Source organism: Thermobifida fusca YX, assembly GCF_000012405.1.
GTDB classification, from domain to species: Bacteria; Actinomycetota; Actinomycetes; order Streptosporangiales; family Streptosporangiaceae; genus Thermobifida; species Thermobifida fusca.
Genome location: NC_007333.1, coordinates 2,228,384 through 2,247,879 on the forward strand (window position 1 = coordinate 2,228,384; position 19,496 = coordinate 2,247,879).

Annotated in this window: 16 protein-coding genes and 3 pseudogenes; 7 read left to right on the forward strand and 12 right to left on the reverse strand. The window is 66.9% G+C overall.

Features of this window, described 5'->3' with window-relative positions; genetic code table 11:
* The first annotated feature begins 58 nt into the window (after positions 1–58).
* A complete protein-coding gene (locus TFU_RS09380) occupies positions 59–1,261 on the forward strand; it encodes a thiolase family protein (RefSeq protein WP_011292327.1) in 1,203 nt (400 codons plus the stop codon).
* The gene (locus TFU_RS09385) at positions 1,258–3,351 is read left to right on the forward strand and encodes a 3-hydroxyacyl-CoA dehydrogenase NAD-binding domain-containing protein (protein WP_011292328.1); all 2,094 of its coding nucleotides are present in this window, start codon (positions 1,258–1,260) and stop codon (positions 3,349–3,351) included. Before TFU_RS09380 ends, TFU_RS09385 begins: the two co-directional genes overlap by 4 nt.
* Positions 3,352–3,433: 82 nt before the next feature.
* Here the strand turns inward: TFU_RS09385 and TFU_RS09390 are convergent.
* The 4 genes and pseudogenes from TFU_RS09390 to TFU_RS16195 all read right to left on the reverse strand — a co-directional run.
* Positions 3,434–3,862 (reverse strand): annotated as a pseudogene (locus TFU_RS09390) (Scr1 family TA system antitoxin-like transcriptional regulator); the annotation flags it as partial.
* A 99-nt stretch (positions 3,863–3,961) separates the two neighbouring features.
* The gene (locus TFU_RS15845) at positions 3,962–4,300 is read right to left on the reverse strand and encodes a helix-turn-helix domain-containing protein (RefSeq protein ID WP_324969502.1); all 339 of its coding nucleotides are present in this window, start codon (positions 4,298–4,300) and stop codon (positions 3,962–3,964) included.
* A pseudogene (locus tag TFU_RS09400) lies at positions 4,297–4,824 on the reverse strand (DUF6879 family protein). The gene TFU_RS15845 and the pseudogene TFU_RS09400 overlap by 4 nt, the downstream one beginning before the upstream one ends.
* Positions 4,825–4,830: 6 nt before the next feature.
* Positions 4,831–5,028, reverse strand: a pseudogene (locus TFU_RS16195) (hypothetical protein); the annotation flags it as partial.
* Between the two features lie 576 nt (positions 5,029–5,604).
* Between TFU_RS16195 and TFU_RS16330 the strand changes: the two are divergent.
* Genes TFU_RS16330 through TFU_RS09405 form a run of 3 tightly spaced genes read left to right on the forward strand, consistent with a single transcriptional unit; the run spans position 5,605 to position 6,789 of the window.
* A complete protein-coding gene (locus tag TFU_RS16330; RefSeq protein ID WP_255266149.1) occupies positions 5,605–5,751 on the forward strand; it encodes a ThiF family adenylyltransferase in 147 nt (48 codons plus the stop codon).
* Positions 5,703–6,296, forward strand: a complete 594-nt coding sequence (locus TFU_RS16335; RefSeq protein ID WP_255266150.1) for a ThiF family adenylyltransferase — start codon at positions 5,703–5,705, stop codon at positions 6,294–6,296. Before TFU_RS16330 ends, TFU_RS16335 begins: the two co-directional genes overlap by 49 nt.
* A gap of 19 nt (positions 6,297–6,315) precedes the next feature.
* Positions 6,316–6,789 (forward strand): HIT family protein, encoded by a 474-nt coding sequence (locus TFU_RS09405; RefSeq protein ID WP_011292335.1) that lies wholly within the window; start codon positions 6,316–6,318, stop codon positions 6,787–6,789.
* Positions 6,790–7,123: 334 nt separating this feature from the next.
* On the opposite strand, the gene TFU_RS09410 is transcribed toward TFU_RS09405, so the two are convergent.
* Positions 7,124–9,319: an MMPL family transporter gene (locus TFU_RS09410; protein ID WP_011292336.1), complete on the reverse strand. Its 2,196-nt coding sequence runs from the start codon at positions 9,317–9,319 to the stop codon at positions 7,124–7,126.
* A gap of 188 nt (positions 9,320–9,507) precedes the next feature.
* Between TFU_RS09410 and TFU_RS09415 the strand changes: the two genes are divergently transcribed.
* Both TFU_RS09415 and TFU_RS09420 read left to right on the forward strand, forming a co-directional pair.
* Positions 9,508–10,230, forward strand: a complete 723-nt coding sequence (locus TFU_RS09415; protein ID WP_016188893.1) for a TetR/AcrR family transcriptional regulator — start codon at positions 9,508–9,510, stop codon at positions 10,228–10,230.
* 88 nt (positions 10,231–10,318) lie between these two features.
* Complete coding sequence (locus TFU_RS09420; protein WP_011292338.1) at positions 10,319–11,608, forward strand: neutral zinc metallopeptidase; 1,290 nt, start codon at positions 10,319–10,321, stop codon at positions 11,606–11,608.
* Between the two features lie 185 nt (positions 11,609–11,793).
* Here the strand turns inward: TFU_RS09420 and TFU_RS09425 are convergent, their stop codons facing one another.
* The 7 genes from TFU_RS09425 to TFU_RS09455 form a co-directional block, all read right to left on the reverse strand.
* Complete coding sequence (locus TFU_RS09425) at positions 11,794–13,155, reverse strand: FAD-dependent oxidoreductase (RefSeq protein ID WP_049754963.1); 1,362 nt, start codon at positions 13,153–13,155, stop codon at positions 11,794–11,796.
* Between the two features lie 109 nt (positions 13,156–13,264).
* Positions 13,265–13,537: a hypothetical protein gene (locus tag TFU_RS09430; protein ID WP_104612814.1), complete on the reverse strand. Its 273-nt coding sequence runs from the start codon at positions 13,535–13,537 to the stop codon at positions 13,265–13,267.
* A gap of 97 nt (positions 13,538–13,634) precedes the next feature.
* Positions 13,635–15,548, reverse strand: a complete 1,914-nt coding sequence (gene dxs / locus TFU_RS09435) for a 1-deoxy-D-xylulose-5-phosphate synthase (RefSeq protein WP_011292341.1) — start codon at positions 15,546–15,548, stop codon at positions 13,635–13,637.
* Between the two features lie 184 nt (positions 15,549–15,732).
* Positions 15,733–16,371, reverse strand: a complete 639-nt coding sequence (mug, locus tag TFU_RS09440; RefSeq protein WP_011292342.1) for a G/U mismatch-specific DNA glycosylase — start codon at positions 16,369–16,371, stop codon at positions 15,733–15,735.
* Between the two features lie 41 nt (positions 16,372–16,412).
* Complete coding sequence (locus tag TFU_RS09445; RefSeq protein ID WP_016188897.1) at positions 16,413–17,138, reverse strand: sulfite exporter TauE/SafE family protein; 726 nt, start codon at positions 17,136–17,138, stop codon at positions 16,413–16,415.
* A gap of 157 nt (positions 17,139–17,295) precedes the next feature.
* The gene (locus TFU_RS09450; protein ID WP_011292344.1) at positions 17,296–18,549 is read right to left on the reverse strand and encodes a sugar ABC transporter permease; all 1,254 of its coding nucleotides are present in this window, start codon (positions 18,547–18,549) and stop codon (positions 17,296–17,298) included.
* Positions 18,549–19,334, reverse strand: coding sequence for an ATP-binding cassette domain-containing protein (locus tag TFU_RS09455; protein WP_011292345.1), 786 nt, complete (start codon positions 19,332–19,334; stop codon positions 18,549–18,551). Before TFU_RS09455 ends, TFU_RS09450 begins: the two co-directional genes overlap by 1 nt.
* Positions 19,335–19,496 lie beyond the last annotated feature (162 nt).

The following is a 19,496-nucleotide window of genomic DNA, read 5'->3' on the forward strand; positions in this document are numbered from 1 at the left end:
ACTGATGAGTAGCATAGGGGCGACAACCCGCCATCCGCCTGATAAAGGAGGGGCAATCGTGCCGCGAACTGCCCGCGACGTCGTATTCGTCGACGGGGTGCGCACTCCGTTTGGTAAGGCCAATAAAGGCCTTTACACCGAGACCCGCGCGGACGACCTCGTCGTCCGGGTCATCCGCGAACTGCTGCGCCGCAACCCCGCACTGCCCCCGGAACGCATCGACGAAGTCGCTATCGCCGCCACCACCCAGATCGGCGACCAGGGAATGACCATCGGCCGCAGCGCCGCCATCCTCGCCGGACTGCCCCGCAGCGTGCCCGGCTACGCCATCGACCGCATGTGCGCGGGCGCCATGACCGCGGTGACCACCACCGCGGCCGGCATCGCTTTCGGCGCCTACGACGTCGTTATCGCCGGCGGTGTCGAACACATGGGCCGTCACCCCATGGGCGAAGGCGTGGACCCCAACCCGCGCTACCTCTCCGAGAAACTGGTGGACCCCTCCGCCCTGATCATGGGCAACACCGCCGAGAACCTGCACGACCGCTACCCCACCATCACCAAGGAGCGCGCCGACGCCTACGCGGTGCGCAGCCAGGAGAAGACCGCCAAAGCCTACGCCGAAGGCAAGATCCAGCCTGACCTGGTCGAAGTAGCGGTCCGCAGCAGCGAGAACGGCTACGGCCTGGCCACCGTCGACGAACCGCCGCGACCCGGCACCACCATGGAGGCGCTGGCCACCCTGAAGACCCCGTTCCGCCCGCACGGCCGCGTGACCGCGGGCAACGCCGCGGGCCTCAACGACGGTGCCACCGGGGCGATCCTCGCCGCCGAAGACGTCGCCGCGGAACTCGGCCTGACCGTCAAGATGCGCCTGGTCGACTTCGCGTTCGCCGGAGTGGACCCCGAGGTCATGGGTGTCGGCCCCATCCCGGCCACCGAGAAGCTGCTCGCCCGCAACGGCCTGACCATGGACGACATCGGCCTCATCGAGATCAACGAGGCCTTCGCCGTCCAAGTGCTGGCCTTCCTGGAGCACTTCGGCATCCCCGACGACGACCCGCGGGTCAACCCGTGGGGCGGCGCCATCGCGATGGGCCACCCGCTGGCCTCCTCGGGCGTGCGGCTGATGATGCAGCTGTCCCGCCTCTTCGCGGAACGCCCCGATGTCCGCTACGGCCTGACCACCATGTGCGTGGGCATGGGCATGGGCGGAACGGTCCTGTGGGAGAACACCAACTGGGAGGGGAACGCCAAGTGATCAGCGCGATCGAGGCCGCGCGGGAACAGTTTGCCGACGAAGTCGTCACCCGGGCACTCTCCCGCGACGTCGAACTGCCCTACGGGGCGGGCAAGGCCGTTCTCATCACCCTCGACAACGGCCACGACCACACCAAACCCAACACCTTCGGCCCTGCCGGCCTGCTGAGCCTCAACGAAGCGATCGACGCCGCTGCCGCACGCACCGACATCGTCGCCGTAGCGATCACCGGCAAACCGTTCATCTTCGCTGTAGGCGCCGACCTCAACGGGGTGCCCAAGATCCAGAACCGGGAGCAGGCGCACGCCATCGGCAAGCTCGGCCACGACGTGTTCCGCAAGCTCGGCGAACTCCACGTGCCGACCTTCGCGTTCATCAACGGCGCGGCCATGGGCGGCGGTGTGGAAGTGGCGCTGCACTGCACCTACCGCACCGTCTCCTCCGGGGTGCCTGCGTTCGCGCTGCCCGAGGTGTTCCTGGGCCTCGTGCCCGGCTGGGGCGGCACCTACCTGCTGCCCAACCTCATCGGCGCGGAAAAGGCGCTGAAGCTCATCATCGACAACCCGCTGGCCCAGAACAAGACGATCAAGGGCCCGCAGGTCTACGAGATGGGCATCGCCGACGCGATCTTCGAACCCGCCGACTTCCTCGAAGAGTCGCTGCGCTGGGCCGCCAAAGTGGTCACCGGGGAGATCACCGTCGAGCGCCCCGAAGTCGACAAGGGCGAGGCATGGGACCAGGCCGTGGCGACCGCGCGGTGGACCGTGGACGCCAAGCTGCACGGGGCCTCCCCCGCCGCGGTGCGGGCGATCGACCTGGTTGCCGAAGCGAAGAACCGCACCCGGGATGAAGGCTTCGCCGCCGAAGACGAAGCGCTCGCCGACCTGATCCTCAGCGACCAGCTCCGCGCCGGACTGTACGCCTTCGACCTGGTGCAGAAGCGGGCCCGCCGCCCCAAGGGCGCCCCCGACAAGTCGCTGGCCCGCCCCGTTACCAAGGTCGGCATCATCGGCGCGGGACTCATGGCAAGCCAGCTGGCGCTGCTGTTCGCCCGCCGGCTGGAAGTCCCCGTCGTCATGACCGACCTGGACCAGGAGCGCGTGGACCGCGGCGTGCGCTACGTGCACGACGAGGTCGACAAGCTGCTCGCCAAGGGCCGGGTCAACTCCGACAAGGCCAACCGGATTAAAGCCCTGGTCACTGGGTCGCTGTCGTACGAGGCGTTCGCCGACGCCGACTTCGTCATCGAAGCCGTCTTCGAGGAGATGTCGGTCAAGAAGACGGTGTTCGCCAAGGCGGAAGAGCACATCTCCCCCGAGGCGGTGCTCGCCACCAACACCTCCTCGCTGTCGATCAGCGAGATGGCCGCGGACCTGAAGCACCCTGAGCGCGTGGTCGGCTTCCACTTCTTCAACCCGGTGGCGGTGCTGCCGCTGTTGGAGATCATCCGCGGCGAACGCACCGACGACGCCACGCTGGCGACTGCTTTTGCTGTCGCCAAGCAGTTGAAGAAGACCGCGGTGCTGGTCAAGGACGCGCCCGCGTTCGTCGTCAACCGGCTGCTCACCCTGTTCATGGGTGAAGTGCTGTCCTCGGTGGAGGAAGGCACCGAACCGGAGGTCGCCGACCGCGCGGTCGCGCCGCTCGGCCTGCCCATGTCGCCGCTGATGCTGCTGCAACTGGTCGGCCCGGCCGTGGCCCTGCACGTGGCCGAAACCCTGCACGCCGCGTTCCCCGACCGGTTCCGCGTCTCAGAGCAGCTCAAGGCAATGGTGGAGGCGGGCAAGACCACGATCTACGCCCCCGACTTCACCATCGACCCTGAAGTGCGGGCGTTCTTCACCGGCGGCGACTCCCCCAAGAGTGAGGAGGAGATCCTCAACCGTGCCCTGGAGGCGCTGGCCCGGGAGATCAAGATCATGCTCGATGAGGGCGTGGTCGCCGAGCCCGCCGACATCGACCTGTGCATGATCACCGGTGCGGGCTGGCCGTTCCACCTGGGCGGTATCACCCCGTACCTGGACCGCACGGGAATCTCGGAGAAGGTCAACGGGGTCCGGTTCCACCCCGACGGTTTGAAGGCGCTGTAGCCCGCACCACGGCTCCCGCGCTGCGGCCCCGCTGCTCCCTTGCCGGGCAGCGGGGCCGTGCCATGTCCCGGCCCCGGTCTGATCATGTCCGGCTGGTGGGGGCGTTCCCGTCTTCCATCCCCGTCCGATCCGGGACAAGCTGGTACCGAGCTCGGGCCACCAGACGGAGCGCTGCTTGCCTGCGCAGCGCTGCCCGGGACAGTTCCGCGAACACGCGACGGTAGGGCTCGATGGCGTTGTGATCGGTGAGAGAGAGCTCCGCACCAATGGTTTCTACGTTCACCCGGTCATCGTCGAAAATCCAGAAACCGTGTTCGGGAATCGCGGGGAGTCGGACGTGCAGCGGCACAATTCCGATCACCGTGCCTTTGCGTGCGATGAGCTCCACGATACGGTCCAACCGACCGACCATGACCCTGCTTGGACAGATCCGCGCATACAGGACTGGCTCCCCAAGAACGATGTCCAATGTCTTTTCCGGATCGTCGAGAACACGGGCACGCTCCATCCGGGCTCGACATCGTCAGGCGCACCATGCAGGGGCCACCACACTGCGCAGGACCCACCGGGCATAGTCGGGGTCTGCAACAGTCCCGGAACCACCGAGGTCTCAACAGCCCGGAGCTGGCGTGTACGCCTCTCCAGATCGCCGAAAACCGCTTGTTTGGCTCGGGTTCCCAGCGAGTTGACGACGCCAGTTCGCATAGTGGGTTTCCAGTGTCCTGCGCATAGCGAGCAGTTCGGCAATGGAACCTGGAGCGCCACAGGCTCCCGCCCATGCCTTCAGGTCCTCCACCGAAGCGGTCTGCCTGCCCAATTCCAGCTTGGACACTTTCGACGGATGCCAGCCCAACGCCTGAGCCAGTGCCCGGCCAGACAGCCCGGCCGCTACCCGGATCTCCCGCAAGCGCGCCCCAAGAGAGGTACAGGCCATCTGATAGTCGGTCATTGCACTCTGGTCGCCAAGTAGTCGGTATAGGTCAGCGCATGATGCCACGCCGCGTCTCGCGTGGTCACCGCAGCGACGACAGTTTCTGGAGTATCGTCGAGCCAGATGCCAGCGACGTCATCGCCGTCGAACTCAAACCGCGCGCCTATGCGACTGTCAAAGATCCAGAAATCCTCGTCGGGGAGTTCCGCGACCACCGGATGTTCCCGGGGTAGGTAGCGGATATCCTCGCCTGCTGCGAGATTTCAAGGTGTCGCCCGCAACTCCCAACGCAGGTAGTCTGAGGGCGGATCGTCAACAATCCGCACCCTCTCCATCCGCTTCCCTTTGGCGAGCTCTTCCCGCACCATGGTCAACCACGGTTTGAGCCACTCGATTCCGGGGTCTTTTCCGGCCAGCCATTCTTGAAACGGCTTGTCCTCCCCCACGTTTCCGTACCAGCTTCGGGTTTCCAGACGCCACACGGTGTACCGATAGGCCCGGAAAAGATCAGTGAATTCATCATCGCTCACATATTCCCGCACGCCGTTATCCTTGGGGGCAAAGCGGACCATCAGCTCTCGAGGGACGACGACAGCCGCCTCGTTAGGCAACACATTTTCCAACTGAGCCAGTGCCTCAGCGTCAACAAGCCGATAACCCTGCACAACGATGTCTCCCGTGTCGGTTTCGTACAGGGTCGGGAACTTCCCACTCACTGACGTCGTACCAAGCTTGCGAAGTTTCATGTCCTCTCCTTCGCAGGGATAGTCCCCGTTTGTCTATTGTGAAGAAGGATTGCTAGAGATTTCCCTCCCCTGCGCGAGCAATCTCGAGCAATCTCTCCCCCGTTCTTCTCCGAGGCCTCTACCGTTCATGGTGGGAAACATAGAATCCACCGAACGTTTCAGAAAGGCGTCCACTGTGGACCGGTGTGCAGTTGAGGAATCTGAGAGTGCTTACCCCCTACGTTCGAGTCGGTGTCCAGGACGGTCGACTCTTTCTCGGATCCGGATCCATTCAACGAGTCTTCAGCACCACATCCGTCTGGGAGCCGCTGATCCGCCTCGTCGGCTACTACTCGATTCCCCGAACCTTAGCGGAGGCAAGAACCTCTGGAAGGAGAATGCGGATTTTCTTCTCAACTTTCCCAGGAGCTCGTATCGATCCTCTACAACGGCCCTTACCTCATTCCCGCCGACTCCTATCACCCGGTAGACAGGTATAGTCGACATTCTTTATTCCACTGGCTCTCAGGAGCCGACCCGCAAGAAGTTCAAGAACGCCTGGCAAGAAGTCACGTTGTCTTCCTGGGATGCGGTGGTATCGGGAATCTGATGTCCGTCAATCTGGCCACTGCTGGAGTCGGCCAGGTGACCCTTGTCGACAGCGATCTCATCGAGAAAAGCAATTTGACGAGACAATACCTGTTCATCGGGGCCGAGTCGGTAGACCCAAATGCGAGGTTTTAGCACGGGAATTGCGCTCCCGTAACTCCGCCGTCGAGGTTTCCCTCATGCAACGGCGTATCATCAACCGCGCGGATCTTGATACCCTTACCAAAGCCGACCTGATCGTGCTTTCAGCCGACTCTCCAGGGATCACCGAACTCGTCAACGCTCACTGCGTCACCACCGGACAGGTCTGGCTTAACGTGTGTTATGTCAATGACATTGCGGTATGGGGCCCCTTAGTCATCCCTGGTGTGACCGGGTGCTGGGCTTGTCAACGACTCACTGCTCGGGACTCCCCAGGGAATACAGAGCTCGATATCCTGATATCCCGCATCAACAGTCGCTATCAGTCTCCCTCTCATGGCTCGACCAATATGCCTGCTGCTGCGCTCGCCAGCCTTGACGTCTTGAAGTACCTGGGCGGCTTCGGTTCTGTGCAGTCATTGAATCGGAAAGTGGGATTGTGGACCCACGAACTACGGCTAGACGAACAGTCCAGTCCGCGCAACCCTGAATGCCCGGCATCCGGATCGATGCGGGCTTCGTCCAAGAGCTCTGTCTAACCTCGGGGGTTCATTTCCTTTGTCTTCTTCCTGTATCTTCTGTGCGATCGCTGCCGGACAGGCACCCTGTCATCCGTTCTGGGAGGATGACCACCATTTGGCATTTCTGTCGATCTACCCCAATACCGAAGGGTTTTCGGTGGTCATCCCCAAAATCCATCAACCTAGCTACGTGGTCCAGATGGACACCGATGCCTATCTCGCCCTTCACCTTGCCGCTCGTGAGGCGGCTCGATGCCTCGACAATGCGTTCGAGGATGTGGCACGCACCGGAATCATGTACGAGGGCTATGGCGTCGACCATGCCCACGCGAAACTCTTCCCCATGCACGGCACAGCAGGAAACGAAGGCGCCTCCTGGAGAGCCGTGCACTCCTCAGTAGACATTTATTTCCACCGGTACGAGGGCTACCTGTCCTCTCACGACCACGCCCGTGCTGATGACACAGAACTGGCTGCGTTAGCCGAGCGCATCAGGAGCGCACGCCAGTAAATCGAATAATCCCCTTTAGAGACCAGAGAGAATCTGGTCTCTAAAGGGGATTTTATAGACAACGAAGGGGTGGAAGTTATTCCCATCCACCCCCTCACGGTCTTTATTTTCGCTGCTAGTTGCTTCCGTCTCCGTTCATCGAAAACCTCCCCTTCCACTCTGCAAAGAACGATAGGACGATTTTCGAGGCCCTCTTACGTCGTCCTGGAATGAAAATAACACCGACTTCCTGGAAGAAAAGAGAGGTTTCTTGAGATTGCTCTGCCGCGTGCCCTGGACGCCGGTTCGCGGGCCGCCCGGGCGTCCAGGGCGCCTTATCGGTCGGGTTGCGCGGCTAGGAGCCGACTTTCGCCGCCGCGGCCGTGTCCTGCGTGGACTGCGGGGCCTCGTCGCTCTCGGTAATCCCGATACGGTCGTGCAGCCAGCGCAGCGGGCCAGGCAGCCACCAGTTGGCCTTGCCGAGCAGCCGCATCGTGGCGGGCACCAGCAGGGCGCGCACCAGGGTGGCGTCCACGACCACCGCCACGGCCAGGCCGATACCGACGATCTTGAGGAGCAGCAGGCCGGAGACCCCCATGGCGAGCAGCACCACGATGAGCAGCAGTGCGGCACTGGTGATGATCCGCCCGGTGCGCTGCAGCCCCACCGCGACCGAGTGGGTGTTGTCGCCGGTCGCCAAGTACTCTTCGCGGACCCGGCTGAGCAGGAACAGCTCGTAGTCCATGGCGAGGCCGAACGCGACGATGATGATGAGCACCAGGTAGGTGGGGTCGATTGTGCCGACCGGGGTGAAGGCCAGCACGTCGGCCAAGTGCCCTTCCTGGAAACCCCAGATGACCGCACCGAGGGATGCGCCCAGCGACAGGAAGCCCATGATGACCGCCTTGACCGGCAGGACTACCGAGCCGAAGGCGAGGAACAGCAGGACGAGGGTGGTCAGGGTGACGAACGCCAGGGTGGTGGGCAGGGTCCGCACGATTGCGTCCGTGTTGTCGAGCTGCTGCGCGGCTGGGCCGCCCACCAGCACCTCGTCCGCGCCTGTGGGAGGCTCCGCGGCGCGGACGTCCCGCACCAGCCTGGACGTGGAGTCGTCGTCGATCTCGCCCTCGTAGGTCACGGCCAGGTGGGCGGTCTCGTCGCCGGTGCGGAGAATCTGGGCGCCGTGCGCGCCGTCCAGGTCGGCGAGCTCCGCGCGGAAGGCTTCCAGGTCGTCGTCGGTGACACTTCCGGTGACGACCACGTCGATCTGGCTGATCCCGCCTGCGGGGAAGTCCTCGCGGAGCATCTGCGTGGCCTGGCGGCTGTCAGCGTTGTCGGGCAGGTAGCGCTGGTCGGTGGAGCCGACGTTGAGAGAGGCCAGCGCCGACGCGAACGTGACGAGCACGGCAGCGACCGTGACCAGGTAGAGGATGGGACGGCGCATCACGCTGTGGGCCAGCCGCGACCAGCCGCCTACCCGGTCGTCGACGTCCGTGCCGGAGCTGCGCCGCACGCGGATGGGCAGCCGCAGCGCGTCGATGCGCGGGCCGACCACGGCGAGCAGAGCGGGGAGGACGACGAGCGCGGCCACGAGGTCGAACAGGACGACAGCGATCCCGCCCAAGCCGATCGATCCCAGGATGGGTTGCGGGAAGAACAGCAGCCCGGCAAAAGCGATGAGGACGGTAATCCCGGAGAAGGCGACGGTCCGCCCCGCCGTGGCCAGGGTGGCGGGCAGGGCGCTGGTGACCTGCCCGGTGCGGCGCATCTCTTCGCGGAACCGGTTGACGAGGAACAGACCGTAGTCGATGGCTAGGCCCAGGCCGAGGATGCTGGCGACGTTGACGGCGAACGCGGACACCTCGGTGATGTAGGTGAGGGCGCGCAGCAGAACCAGGGCGCCGAGGATCGCCAGACCGCCCACGGCCAGCGGCATCAATGCGGCGACCACACCGCCGAAAATAGCGACGAGCAGGACGAGCACCAGCGGCAGGGAGATGAGCTCGGCGCGGACCACATCGGTCCGGGCCTGCTCGGACAGTTCGTTCTGGATCGCTATCGGACCGCCCACGTAGGTGTCCAGCGGTCCGGCGTCCAGGTCGCGGGCGATCTGCCGGAAGGACTCCATCCGCTCCACCGCGTCGTCCCCGGCGAGAGTGATGGGCACGTACACCGCGTGGCGGTCTTCGGAGATGAGCACGCCCCGTTCGAGGTCGCTGAGCCCGTCGTCCAGGTAGGTGGTGGCCGAGACCACGTACTCGTCAGGGAGTTCGCTGACGGCTCGCTGCACCGCCTTGGCGAATGTGGGGTTGTCGAAGGTCAGCTCGTCGCTGCGGTAGACGGCTACCACGTCCACCCCGTCGTGGCCGAGCCTCTCCTCGATCACCTCGGCGGCTCGGGTGGACTCTGCCTCAGGGTCTTCGAAGCCCCCGTCGCTGACTGCGTCGAACAGCCCGGTGCCCCAGCCGAGCGCGAACACGACGAACGCCGCCGTGCCTAGGAGCACCCAAGCCCGACACCGGTAGGCGAACCGGCCGAGCGCAGAGAACATGAATGTCTCCCTCGGGTGTTCATTTGTGATAAATGGCGGTAACGTTAGCAAACACCGTTAACCATAAAGTACGGCGCTTACTGTACAGGGACCTTTCCACCAGCCACAAATCCCACCGCGAAGGACTTTCCGTGCCTAAAGACACGACCTTCCCCGCGAGGTGCGAGACCGGGGCCGCGTCCGTTCCCATGTCTCGGCGGATGCGGATCCGCGCAGCCACTCTGGCGGAGATCAAAACAATCGCCCGCAACCTGCTCAGCGCGCACGGCCCCGGCGGGGTCTCGCTGCGCGCGATCGCCCGGGAGATGGGCATGACCGCTCCCGCCCTCTACCGGTACTTCTCCAGCCTCGACGACCTGCTGCTCGCTCTCCGTGCCGAGTTCTTCGCCGAACTCAGCGCGCAGATCACCGACGCCAGCGGACGCCTCCCCGCCGACGACGTCGACGGCCGCCTGCTCGCCGCACTGCGGGCCTTCCGTTCCTGGGCACTCGCCAACCGGGCCGAGTTCATCCTGCTTTTCGGGCCCCGCGACGAACCGTTTACGACCACCGAACCGCACTGCGCCGCGCTGCAACACGAAAAGCAGCGGTTCGCCGCGATCTTCCTCTCCCTTTTCAACCGGCTGCTCGAAGAGGGGCGGGTACCGCTCCCCGACACCGCGTCTTTCTCCCCCGAGCTCCGCGCGCAACTGCACCTCTTCGCACGTGACGCCGGGTTTGCCGGGGCGAACGCCACCGAGGGGGCGCTGCGCGTCCTCACCGCATGCTGGGTCCGGCTCTACGGACTGGTCTGCATGGAAGTCTTCCGCAGCATGCCGTTCACCGTCGGCGACCTGGAACCGCTGTTCGAAGCGGAGCTCTGCGATGTGCTGACGTCGATCGGGGTCCGCTACCGGGCGCCGCACTCCTGACCGGAACCGGCTGGCACCCCGCAACGTCTCACAGAAGTGCCCGCCCGGAACACCCTGCTCGCTCGCCGTTGAGCAGGATGTCCGAATAGTGTGGGCTTCTCCGCTGTCCACCCCCGACGACGAAGGACCCCCCGTGGAGACGCCTCGCGGCGGCGCTGCCGCCCCGGATCCGACCCCTCAGGCTTCTTCTCAGGACGACACTCCAATCCCGCCTTCGGTGACGCAGCACAGCAGCCCCGTACCCCCGCTTCCGGGGACGGGAGCCGCGGAACCGCGCGCGGATGCGAGCCCTCTCCCGGCTTCCTGGACGCCCGCCGGGCCCCCGCCCCCAAGTTTCCGCCCGCTGCCCCCCAACCCGCCAGAGGCCCCGCCGCCCTCCCCCCAGTACCGGCAGGAGCTGACCGCGGCCCACGTCACTCCCCAGTTCTCTGCCCCCGCCGCGTTCGACGGCGCCTTCGGCGCCTGGGAGCAGCACCCTCCTCTCGCCCCGCCCCCGCGGCAGGGTGATGTGCGGCTCTGGCTGGCTGCGATGGGAACCGCGTTCGTTGCCGCGCTCTGCCTCGTGCTGTGTGCCGTGATGACAGCGGCGACGCTGCGCGGCGGCACAGTCCACGCGTCCGGTAAGCCGCACCGGGATGTCCGCTACGCAGACTCCTGGTTCCACACCGCCGGAGCCATCCCGGTCGACGTCGCCGACCACCCCTTCTATGCCCTGCCCGCCCCCGGCGCCGTGGCATGCGAGATCCCCGAGTTCAACGCCGCCACGGTGGCGGGGTGGGAGGAGTTCACCGAGGTGATCGGCCCCTGCCTCAACGCGATGTGGCTCTCCCCGCTAGAAGAGCTCGGGCTGCGCCCGCAGGAGCCGCACTACGTGATCCTCGACGAGATCCCCGCGGAGCTGCGCGACGAGTCCGAGGAAGAAGGAGTCACCCTCGCCTACTACTTGGAGCACGAGCTGAGCATCACCATCCTCGTGCCCAACGTGCGGAAACTCCTGCGGTACCCGGGCATGGACGACAAGCGCATCTGGTTTGCCCTGGTCGCCCACGAATACGGGCACCACCTCCAAGGGGAGACCGGTCTTCTTGACGCGGCCTACACCCTGCAGCTTGATGCCAAGTCCACGCGCCAAGAACTCCAGTTGGGACGGCAGATCGAACTGCAAGCCGAATGCCTGGCAGGGACCGGGGTTGCCGCTATCGCCGGCCACGACCACGCCGACGTGGCGTTCGTCAACCGCAACTTCAACGAAGGCACGGGGGACAGCGACACCCACGGCAGTGCCGACAACCGCGTCCACTGGTTCAACGCCGGAGCCACCGCGGAGACCATGGCGGCGTGCAACACTTTCGCGGCCGAAGACCGCTTGGTCCGCTAGCCTGCCCGCTCCCCTGCCCGAAAGCATGCCCCAGTGCCAGGCCGCCCCGGGGTGCGGTGCTCTACCCCGTCCAGTTGCGGCCAGCGCAGCACGCCCCGGGGAGACCGCCCGCTCTCCGGTGCGCTGCGGCCTCCCCGGGCACCCCGGTCGTCCGGAGACCACCGGGCACTACTGGCTCGGCAGGGTCAGTTGCGTTCCGCCAGCACGCGGCGCAGCTCCGCCCAGCCGCTCAGCTTGACCCGCTCCCCGCGGGACAGCTCCGCTGCCAGGGCCGCTTCGGCCGCGTCGATAGCCAGCCAGTCAGCGTAGCTGCTGGCCGTCACCCCTTTCTCCTTGAGCAGGTCGTCGATGGTGGTCGCCGGGACCCGGGAGGTGCGGAGCTTCGGGGCGTCGTCGAGCAGGGAGCGGACAGTGGCGGCAGCATCCGACTTGTTGGTGCCGATCACGCCGGTCGCGCCGCGCTTGAGCCAGCCCGCCACGTATTCGCCGAGCAGCGGGGTGCGCTGCTCGTCCACCACCCGGCCGTCCTCATGCGGCAGGGTGCGGGTGGTCTCGTCGAAAGGCAGGTCGGGGAGGGGGGAGCTGGCATAGCCCACCGACCGCACCACCATGCCCACCGGCAGGACTTCTCGCTGTCCGGTGCCGACCAGCCGCCCATCAGCGTCGAGCGCGGTGTGCTCCACCTCCAGTCCTTCGACTCGGGTGTCGCCCACCACGGCGACGGGTTTACGCCAGAAGTGCAGTTCGACCCGGCGTCCCGTGCCACCGCCGGGGCGTTGCGCCCACTCCGCAAGAGTGCGCAGGTTGGTGCGGGCCGCGCGGGCCGCGGTCGCCACTTCTTCGCTGTTGGGGTCGAGGTCGACGACAGCGGGGTCCACTGTGACGTCGACGTCCGTGAGCTTGCCCAGCTCCCGCAGTTCGTTCGCGGAGAACTTGGCCTGGAGAGGGCCGCGCCGGGCGACTATGTGTACGCAGCGCACCTTGCTGGCGGCCAGCACCTGCAGCACGGGTTCAGGGATGTCGGTCTGGCGGAGTTCGTCGACGCTGCGGACCAGGATGCGTGCCACGTCGAGGGCAACGTTGCCCGCGCCGACCACGGCGACCTCTTCCGCGTCGAGGACGAACCGGGTCACTTCGAGGTCGGGGTGGCCGCTGTACCAGTTCACGAAGTCGGTGGCGGCGACACTGCCGGACAGGTCCTCGCCGGGAATCCCCATTCGGCGGTCCACGCTCGCCCCCGTGGCGTAGACGACCGCGTGGTAGGCACGCGCGAGGTCAGCCCGGGTGAGGTCGGTACCGTACTCCACACCGCCCAGGAAGCGGACGTCGGGATGTTCCAGGACACGAGCCAGAGTGTGCGCCACCCGCTTGATTGACGTGTGGTCGGGGGCGACACCGTAACGGACCAGGCCGTAGGGGGTCGGTAGGCGGTCCAGCACGTCCACGGCCACCGGCTCGCGGGACTGCCGGGTCAGCGCCTCGGCGGTGTAGATTCCTGCGGGGCCGGAGCCGATCACGGCTACCCGCAACGGGTCGGGAGTGCTCATGCGCCCATTGTGACGCATGCGATATTGCGGTTTCGAGCGCAGGGAGCGCCCTGCGGTTCCCGTCAGGCACGCACCGTAACTCTCGGATTCTTTTCGGCAGCCCGGCTCTTCAGCGCGGTATCCGCTGGTCGACCCGGTCGAGGAAACCCTGCCAGAAGTCGTCTTCCGGGTCGACGATGGACGGGTGGTCGGGGTGGCCGCTGGCCGCAAAGCAGTCGAGGATGCCGGGAATCCGCAGCTCTTGCGTGTTGCGCGTGGCAAGGGCCTTGCGCAACTGCTCGACTTCGTCGGGATCCTGGTGGGCGTCGTCCGCCAGGTAGATCTCGGCGTAGTTCACTCCCCGCTGGTAGGGGGAGTCCGGTCCTACGGGACGGTGAGCCATCGTCATCCTCCAATCTTTCACCTTCCCAGGACCGCTACCCGCTGGGGAGCGCCACCAACGATGGTGCTCCCCAGCGGGCAAAGCCCGTATTCTCCGGTCAGGACGCCGGCTCGTCCTCCAGGGACTGCTCCGCGCGCTGGGCCACGATCTCGGTGAGTTTGCGCGCTAGTCCCTGCGCGTCCAACCCCATCTGGGCGAGGATACGGTCGCGTTTGGCGTGCTCCAGGAAGCGCTGCTCGATCCCGAACGTGCGCACCGGAATGTCGAGGTCGGCGTCGCGCAGGGCGCGGGCCACCGCGTCACCGACCGCGCCCACCCGGCCGTTGTCCTCGACTACGGCGACCACGCTGTGCCGGGCGGCTTCCGACACCAACGCCGGGTCCAACGGTTTGACCCAGCGCGGGTCCACGACGGTCACCCCGATCCCCTGGTCGGCCAGCCGGTCGGCGACCTCGCAGCACGTCTGCGCCATGGGCCCGACCGCGACCAGCAGCAAGTCCGGGGCCTCGGTGCCGCTCGCAGGACGCCGCAGCACGTCCATCCCGCCGATCTGGTCGACCGCGGGGATGGCGGGGGGCACCACGCCCTTGGGGTAACGCACCACGGTGGGCCCGTCGTCGATGGAGATCGCCTCGCGCAGCAGTTCCCGCAGCCGCACCGCGTCGCGCGGCACCGCGATGCTCAGGTTGGGGACGACTTGCAGGATGGACAGGTCCCACATCCCGTTGTGGCTCGCACCGTCGTCTCCCGTGATGCCCGCCCGGTCGAGCGCGAACGTGACCGGCTGGCGGTGCAGCGCCACATCCATGAGGACCTGGTCAAAACAGCGGTTGAGGAACGTGGCGTAGACCGCGACGACCGGGTGGAGGCCACCCATGGCCAGCCCGGCTGCGCACGTCGCAGCGTGCTGTTCCGCGATGCCCACGTCGAAGACCCGGTCGGGGTAGGCCTCGGCGAAGGCGGCGAGGCCGGTGGGGTGCAGCATGGCCGCGGTGATCGCGACCACGTCTTCGCGTTCCGCGCCGATCCGCACCATCTCGTCGCTGAACACCGACGTCCACTTCAGGCCCGGCGTGGACTGCGGGCGTCCCGTGGCCACGTCGAACGCGCCGAGGGCGTGGAACTGGTCTTCGTCGTGGTTCTCCGCGGGCGCGTACCCCTTGCCCTTCTGGGTGAGGACGTGCACGATGACCGGCGCCCCGAAATCGCGGGCCCGGCGCAGCGCCCGCTCCACCGCTGCCACGTCGTGCCCGTCGATCGGCCCGACGTACTTCAGCCCCAGGTCTTCGAACATCATCTGCGGCTGAATAGCGTCCTTGAGGCCTTTCTTGAACGCGTGCAGCGCGTCGTACAGCGGCGGGCCGACCACCGGCGCCCGGTTGATCGCGTTCTTCGCGGTCGCCAGCATCTGCTCGTAGCCGCGCGTCATACGCAGGTTGGCGAAATGCTCGGCGAGCCCGCCGATCGTCGGCGAGTAGGAGCGGCCGTTGTCGTTGACGACGATGACGATCCGGCGGTTTTTCCCTTCGGCGATATTGTTGAGCGCTTCCCACGCCATTCCGCCGGTGAGCGCGCCGTCGCCGACCAGGGCGACCACGGTGCGGTCGGTGATCCCCTGCAGTTCGTAGGCGCGGGCGAGCCCATCAGCGTAGGACAGTGCGGTGGAGGCGTGCGAATTCTCAATAAAGTCGTGCTCGGACTCGGCGCGGGACGGATATCCGGAGAGGCCGCCCTCTTTCCGCAGTTTGGAGAAGTCTTTCCGGCCGGTCAGGATCTTATGGACGTACGCCTGGTGGCCGGTGTCGAACAGGATGGGATCGCGCGGCGAGTCAAACACGCGGTGCAAGGCGATGGTGAGTTCGACGACACCCAGGTTGGGGCCGAGGTGACCACCGGTTCGGGCGACCTGGGAAATGAGGAACTCCCGGATTTCCGCCGCCAATTGGGGAAGCTGGGAGTCGGGGAGTTTTTTCAGGTCGTCTGGATTGTGCACCGAGTCGAGCAGCGTCACTCTCGTCATTCCCCTCGTATGCAAGACATCAGGTCGGCCGCCGGACCACGGACGTTTCCCGAGCAGACGGAAAACGGACCGAAGGTGGAAGTGGACACGGCCGACACGGTGTCCGATTCCCCGACGGCTCGGTAGTGGGAACCGGACGAACCACGATCAACCGGCACCACCATAGGCACACAGCTTATGCTGATCCACCACGCGGCGGGATTGAGGCAGCGGTCTGTTGCGCGGTCCGGTGGGAGGCGGGGGCACCGGCCTCGATTCCGTGGGCCGCACACATGCGACGCAGTTCTTCGGCGATGCCCTGGGTCGTCCAGTGGGCGTTGAGCCCGCTGGGGTTGGGCAGGACCCACACGGGGACTCCTTCGATCGCGTCCTCGGGGGGTTGCGGACCGATACGGGCCCGGGGCCGCGCGAACGCTTTCCGGTAGGCGGTGACGCCGAGCACGGCGAGCAGCCGGGGCCGGTAGGCCCGGAGTTTCGCGGCCAGGGCCTGCCCGCCCGCCTGCAGTTCCGCTGCGGTCAGCTCATCGGCCCGCGCGGTAGCCCGGTCCACGAGGTTGGTCACCCCTAAGCCTAGGTCAAGGAGCAGGTGCTGTTCGGCGGGCCGCAGGAGGCGGGGGGTGAGCGAGGCGGCGTGCAAGGCGGGCCAGAACCGGTTGCCGGGCCGGGCGAAATGGTGCCCGCTCCAGGCCGAATACAGCCCCGGGTTGATCCCGCAGAACAGGATGGTGAGGCCGGGGCCGATAACGTCGGGGACGGTTGTGGCACGGGCCGCCGCGAGTTCCGCTGCGTCGGGGCCGCGCCGCGGCTTCCGCATGGGTGTGCTTCCTCCTCGGCTCCGCTCCGGTCGGGGTTTTCTCAGACTAGGGCCCGCAGGACGAGGGTGCTTCCCGAGACCGCGACCACGGCCAGGAGCGCGATCCGCAGCCGCTGTCCGCCGAGCATGCTTCGCAGCGGCCGGGACAGCAGGAACCCGGCTACGAGGAAGGGGATGAGGGCGGCTCCCGTCGCCACTTCGCGCAGCCCGAGCTGGCCGCCTACCGCCAACGCGGCTAGGGAGAGCAGGACGCCGACAAAGAAGTAGGTGCCCAGGGTGGCACGGATCCGCGGGCCTTCCTCGTGCTGGTACACGAGGGCGACGGGCGGGCCGCCGATCGAGGTCGCGGTGCCCATGACCCCGGAGATCACTCCGGCCACGCTGAGCGTGGCGGGGGTGGGGCGCAGCCGGAGTGTGGTGAGGCTCGCGGCCACCGCGAGGAGGACGCCGACCCCCACCCACAGGCCGAGGGTGTCGGGTGTGGCGAGGGCGACGACCCACACGCCGCCGACCGTCCCTACCAGCCGTCCAGCGAGAGCCCAGGAGATGCCGCGCAGGTCGGCGTGGCGCCACTCGGCACCGACGGTGAACAGGGGCAGCACCGCGGTGAGGACCAGCAGGGTGCCGGGCATCAGTGTGGGGTCCAGCATCGCGACGACAGGTGCCGCGGTCAGCCCCAGGCCCAGCCCGACACTGCTCTGCACAACGGTGCCGATCAGCACTGCGGTTCCGGCCGCGGCGAGGAATACCAGCTCAGACTCGGTCACGTGAGGTGAGGGTAGCAGTCGGCCCTGTGCGGGCCGCAGGGAGGAGCGGTGTTCCCGGAAGGGAGGAGGTTCCGGGAACACCGCGGGTGGGTGGCCGCGCGCCGCTGGGAGGGAGTGGCGCGGGCAGCAGCGCGCGGCCGGGCACGCCCGGGTCCCCCTACTCCCGGGCGTGGGCTTTGCGGGTCCGGCGGGACACCGCGTCGAGGATGACCGCTACCAGGAGGACCACCGCGGTGATCATGAACCGCACCGAGGAGTCCATCTGCAGCAGGTACAGCCCCGAGGAGATCGCGCCGAGCACGAGGCCGCCGAGCAGGGCCGAGTAGGCGCTGCCGCGTCCGCCGAAGAGGCTGGTGCCGCCGATGACCGCGGCCGCGATCGCCATCATCAGGTCGTCGCCGCCCCCGGTGAGCTGGTTGACGGCGTAGCTGCGCGACACGAGGAGGATGCCGCCCACCCCGGCCAGGGTGGAGGCGAGAGCGAACACGGAGATGCGGATCAGGTCGACGTTGATGCCGGCGCGGCGTGCCGCTTCTGCGCTGCCGCCCACGGCGAACACCATCCGCCCGTAGCGGGTCTTCCGCAGGATCAGGTCGAAGAGCACCACGACCCCGACGAAGAGCAGGAAAGCGACGGGCACTCCGCGGAAGGAGTTGAGCACCCACACCCCGCCGAGGACGGGGAGGGCGAGGAGCGCGGTGCGCACCCCGATCTCCGTGACCGACTTGGCGGGCAGCCCGGCCGCGGCGCGGCGGCGCGCCCCGCGGACGCTGATCAGCCCGTAGAGGGCGACCGCGGTGATTCCGATCCCCCAGCCGACCGCCGGGACGAGATAGGTGTGGGTGATGGCACCGATCAGGCCGTTGTAGGGGACGTTGATCGTGCCTTCAGGGCCGAGCAGGTAGAGCTGGGCGCCCTGCCAGCCGATCAATCCGGCCAAGGTGACCACGAAGGCGGGTACCCCGATCTTGGCGAAGATCGTGCCGTGCAGGGTGCCGATGAGGGTGCCGGCGAGGATGGCGACCACGATCGCGGCGATCTCGTTCCACTGGTAGTTGACTGCCAGGAGCGTCACGATCACGCCGCACACGCCTGCGACCGATCCGACGGAGAGGTCGATCTCCCCGAGCAGCAGCACCATGATCACGCCGCAGGCCATGAAGCCGACGGCGACGATCTGCAGGGTGAGGTTGGACAGATTCTGGGCGGTGAGGAACTTGGGGTTGAGGCTCCAGAAGACGCCGGCGATCACGATGAGTCCGACGAGGACCGGCAGCGGGCCGAGTTCTCCGCTGCGGAGCCGGCGCAGCGCGCCGCGCACCAGCCCGCCTAGACCGGAGCCGTCCATGATGAGCCGGGGGTCCCGGGCGACCGTGGCGCCCTGGGGAGCCGGGGTGGTTTGCTGAGCCATCACGCCCCCTCCGTTCCCGGAACCGCAGTGCGACCGGCACGTCGGGACACCGGGTTGTCGGCGGCGCCCGTGATGGCCGCCACGATCTCTTCGTAGCTGGTGTCTTCGATCCGGAAGTCGCCGGCGTTGCGTCCCAGGCGCAGCACGACAGCGCGGTCGGCAACAGCTCGCACGTCGGCCATGTTGTGGCTGATGAGGATGACTCCGAGGCCTTGGTCTCGGAGGCGTTCGATGAGGTCGAGTACTTGCGCGGTCTGCGCCACGCCCAGGGCTGCAGTGGGCTCGTCCAGCATGACGACCTTGGGGTCGCCGAGCAGGGAGCGGGCGATGGCGATGATCTGGCGCTGCCCGCCGGAGAGGGCAGCAACGGGAATGCGCAGGTTGGGAATCCGCACGGAAAGCGAGTCCAGGAGTTCGTGGGCGCGCCGCTCCATTTCCAACTCGTCCAGGACTCCGAGCGCGGTGCGCTCGGTGCCGAGGAACAGGTTGGCCACGATGTCGAGGTTGTCGCAGAGCGCCAGGTCCTGGTAAATGGTGGCGATGCCGAGCTGTTGGGCATCGCTGGGACGGTTGATCTGGACCGGCTTGCCTTCCCACAGGATGGTGCCGCTGTCCGCCGGGTTGACCCCGGCGATGACCTTGACGAGGGTGGATTTTCCGGCCCCGTTGTCGCCCAGCAGCGCGACGACTTCGCCCGCGTGGACGGTCAGGTCGACGTCGCTGAGCGCCTGGACCGCGCCGAATCTCTTGGAAATCCCGGACAGCTCCAGGATCGGTTGTGCCATAACGTGTCCTCGTGGTGATCCGCTGTTCGGGGGCCGGACTGTCCGGCCCCCGATCCGGTCTCCTGGGAGCCTCTCGGGGTGTGACTGGAGCGGCAGCCCCGGTTCCGGGGCGGGTGCCGCTCCAGTCGTCGCGGGGCCCGCCGGTTTCCGGTGGGAGGCCTG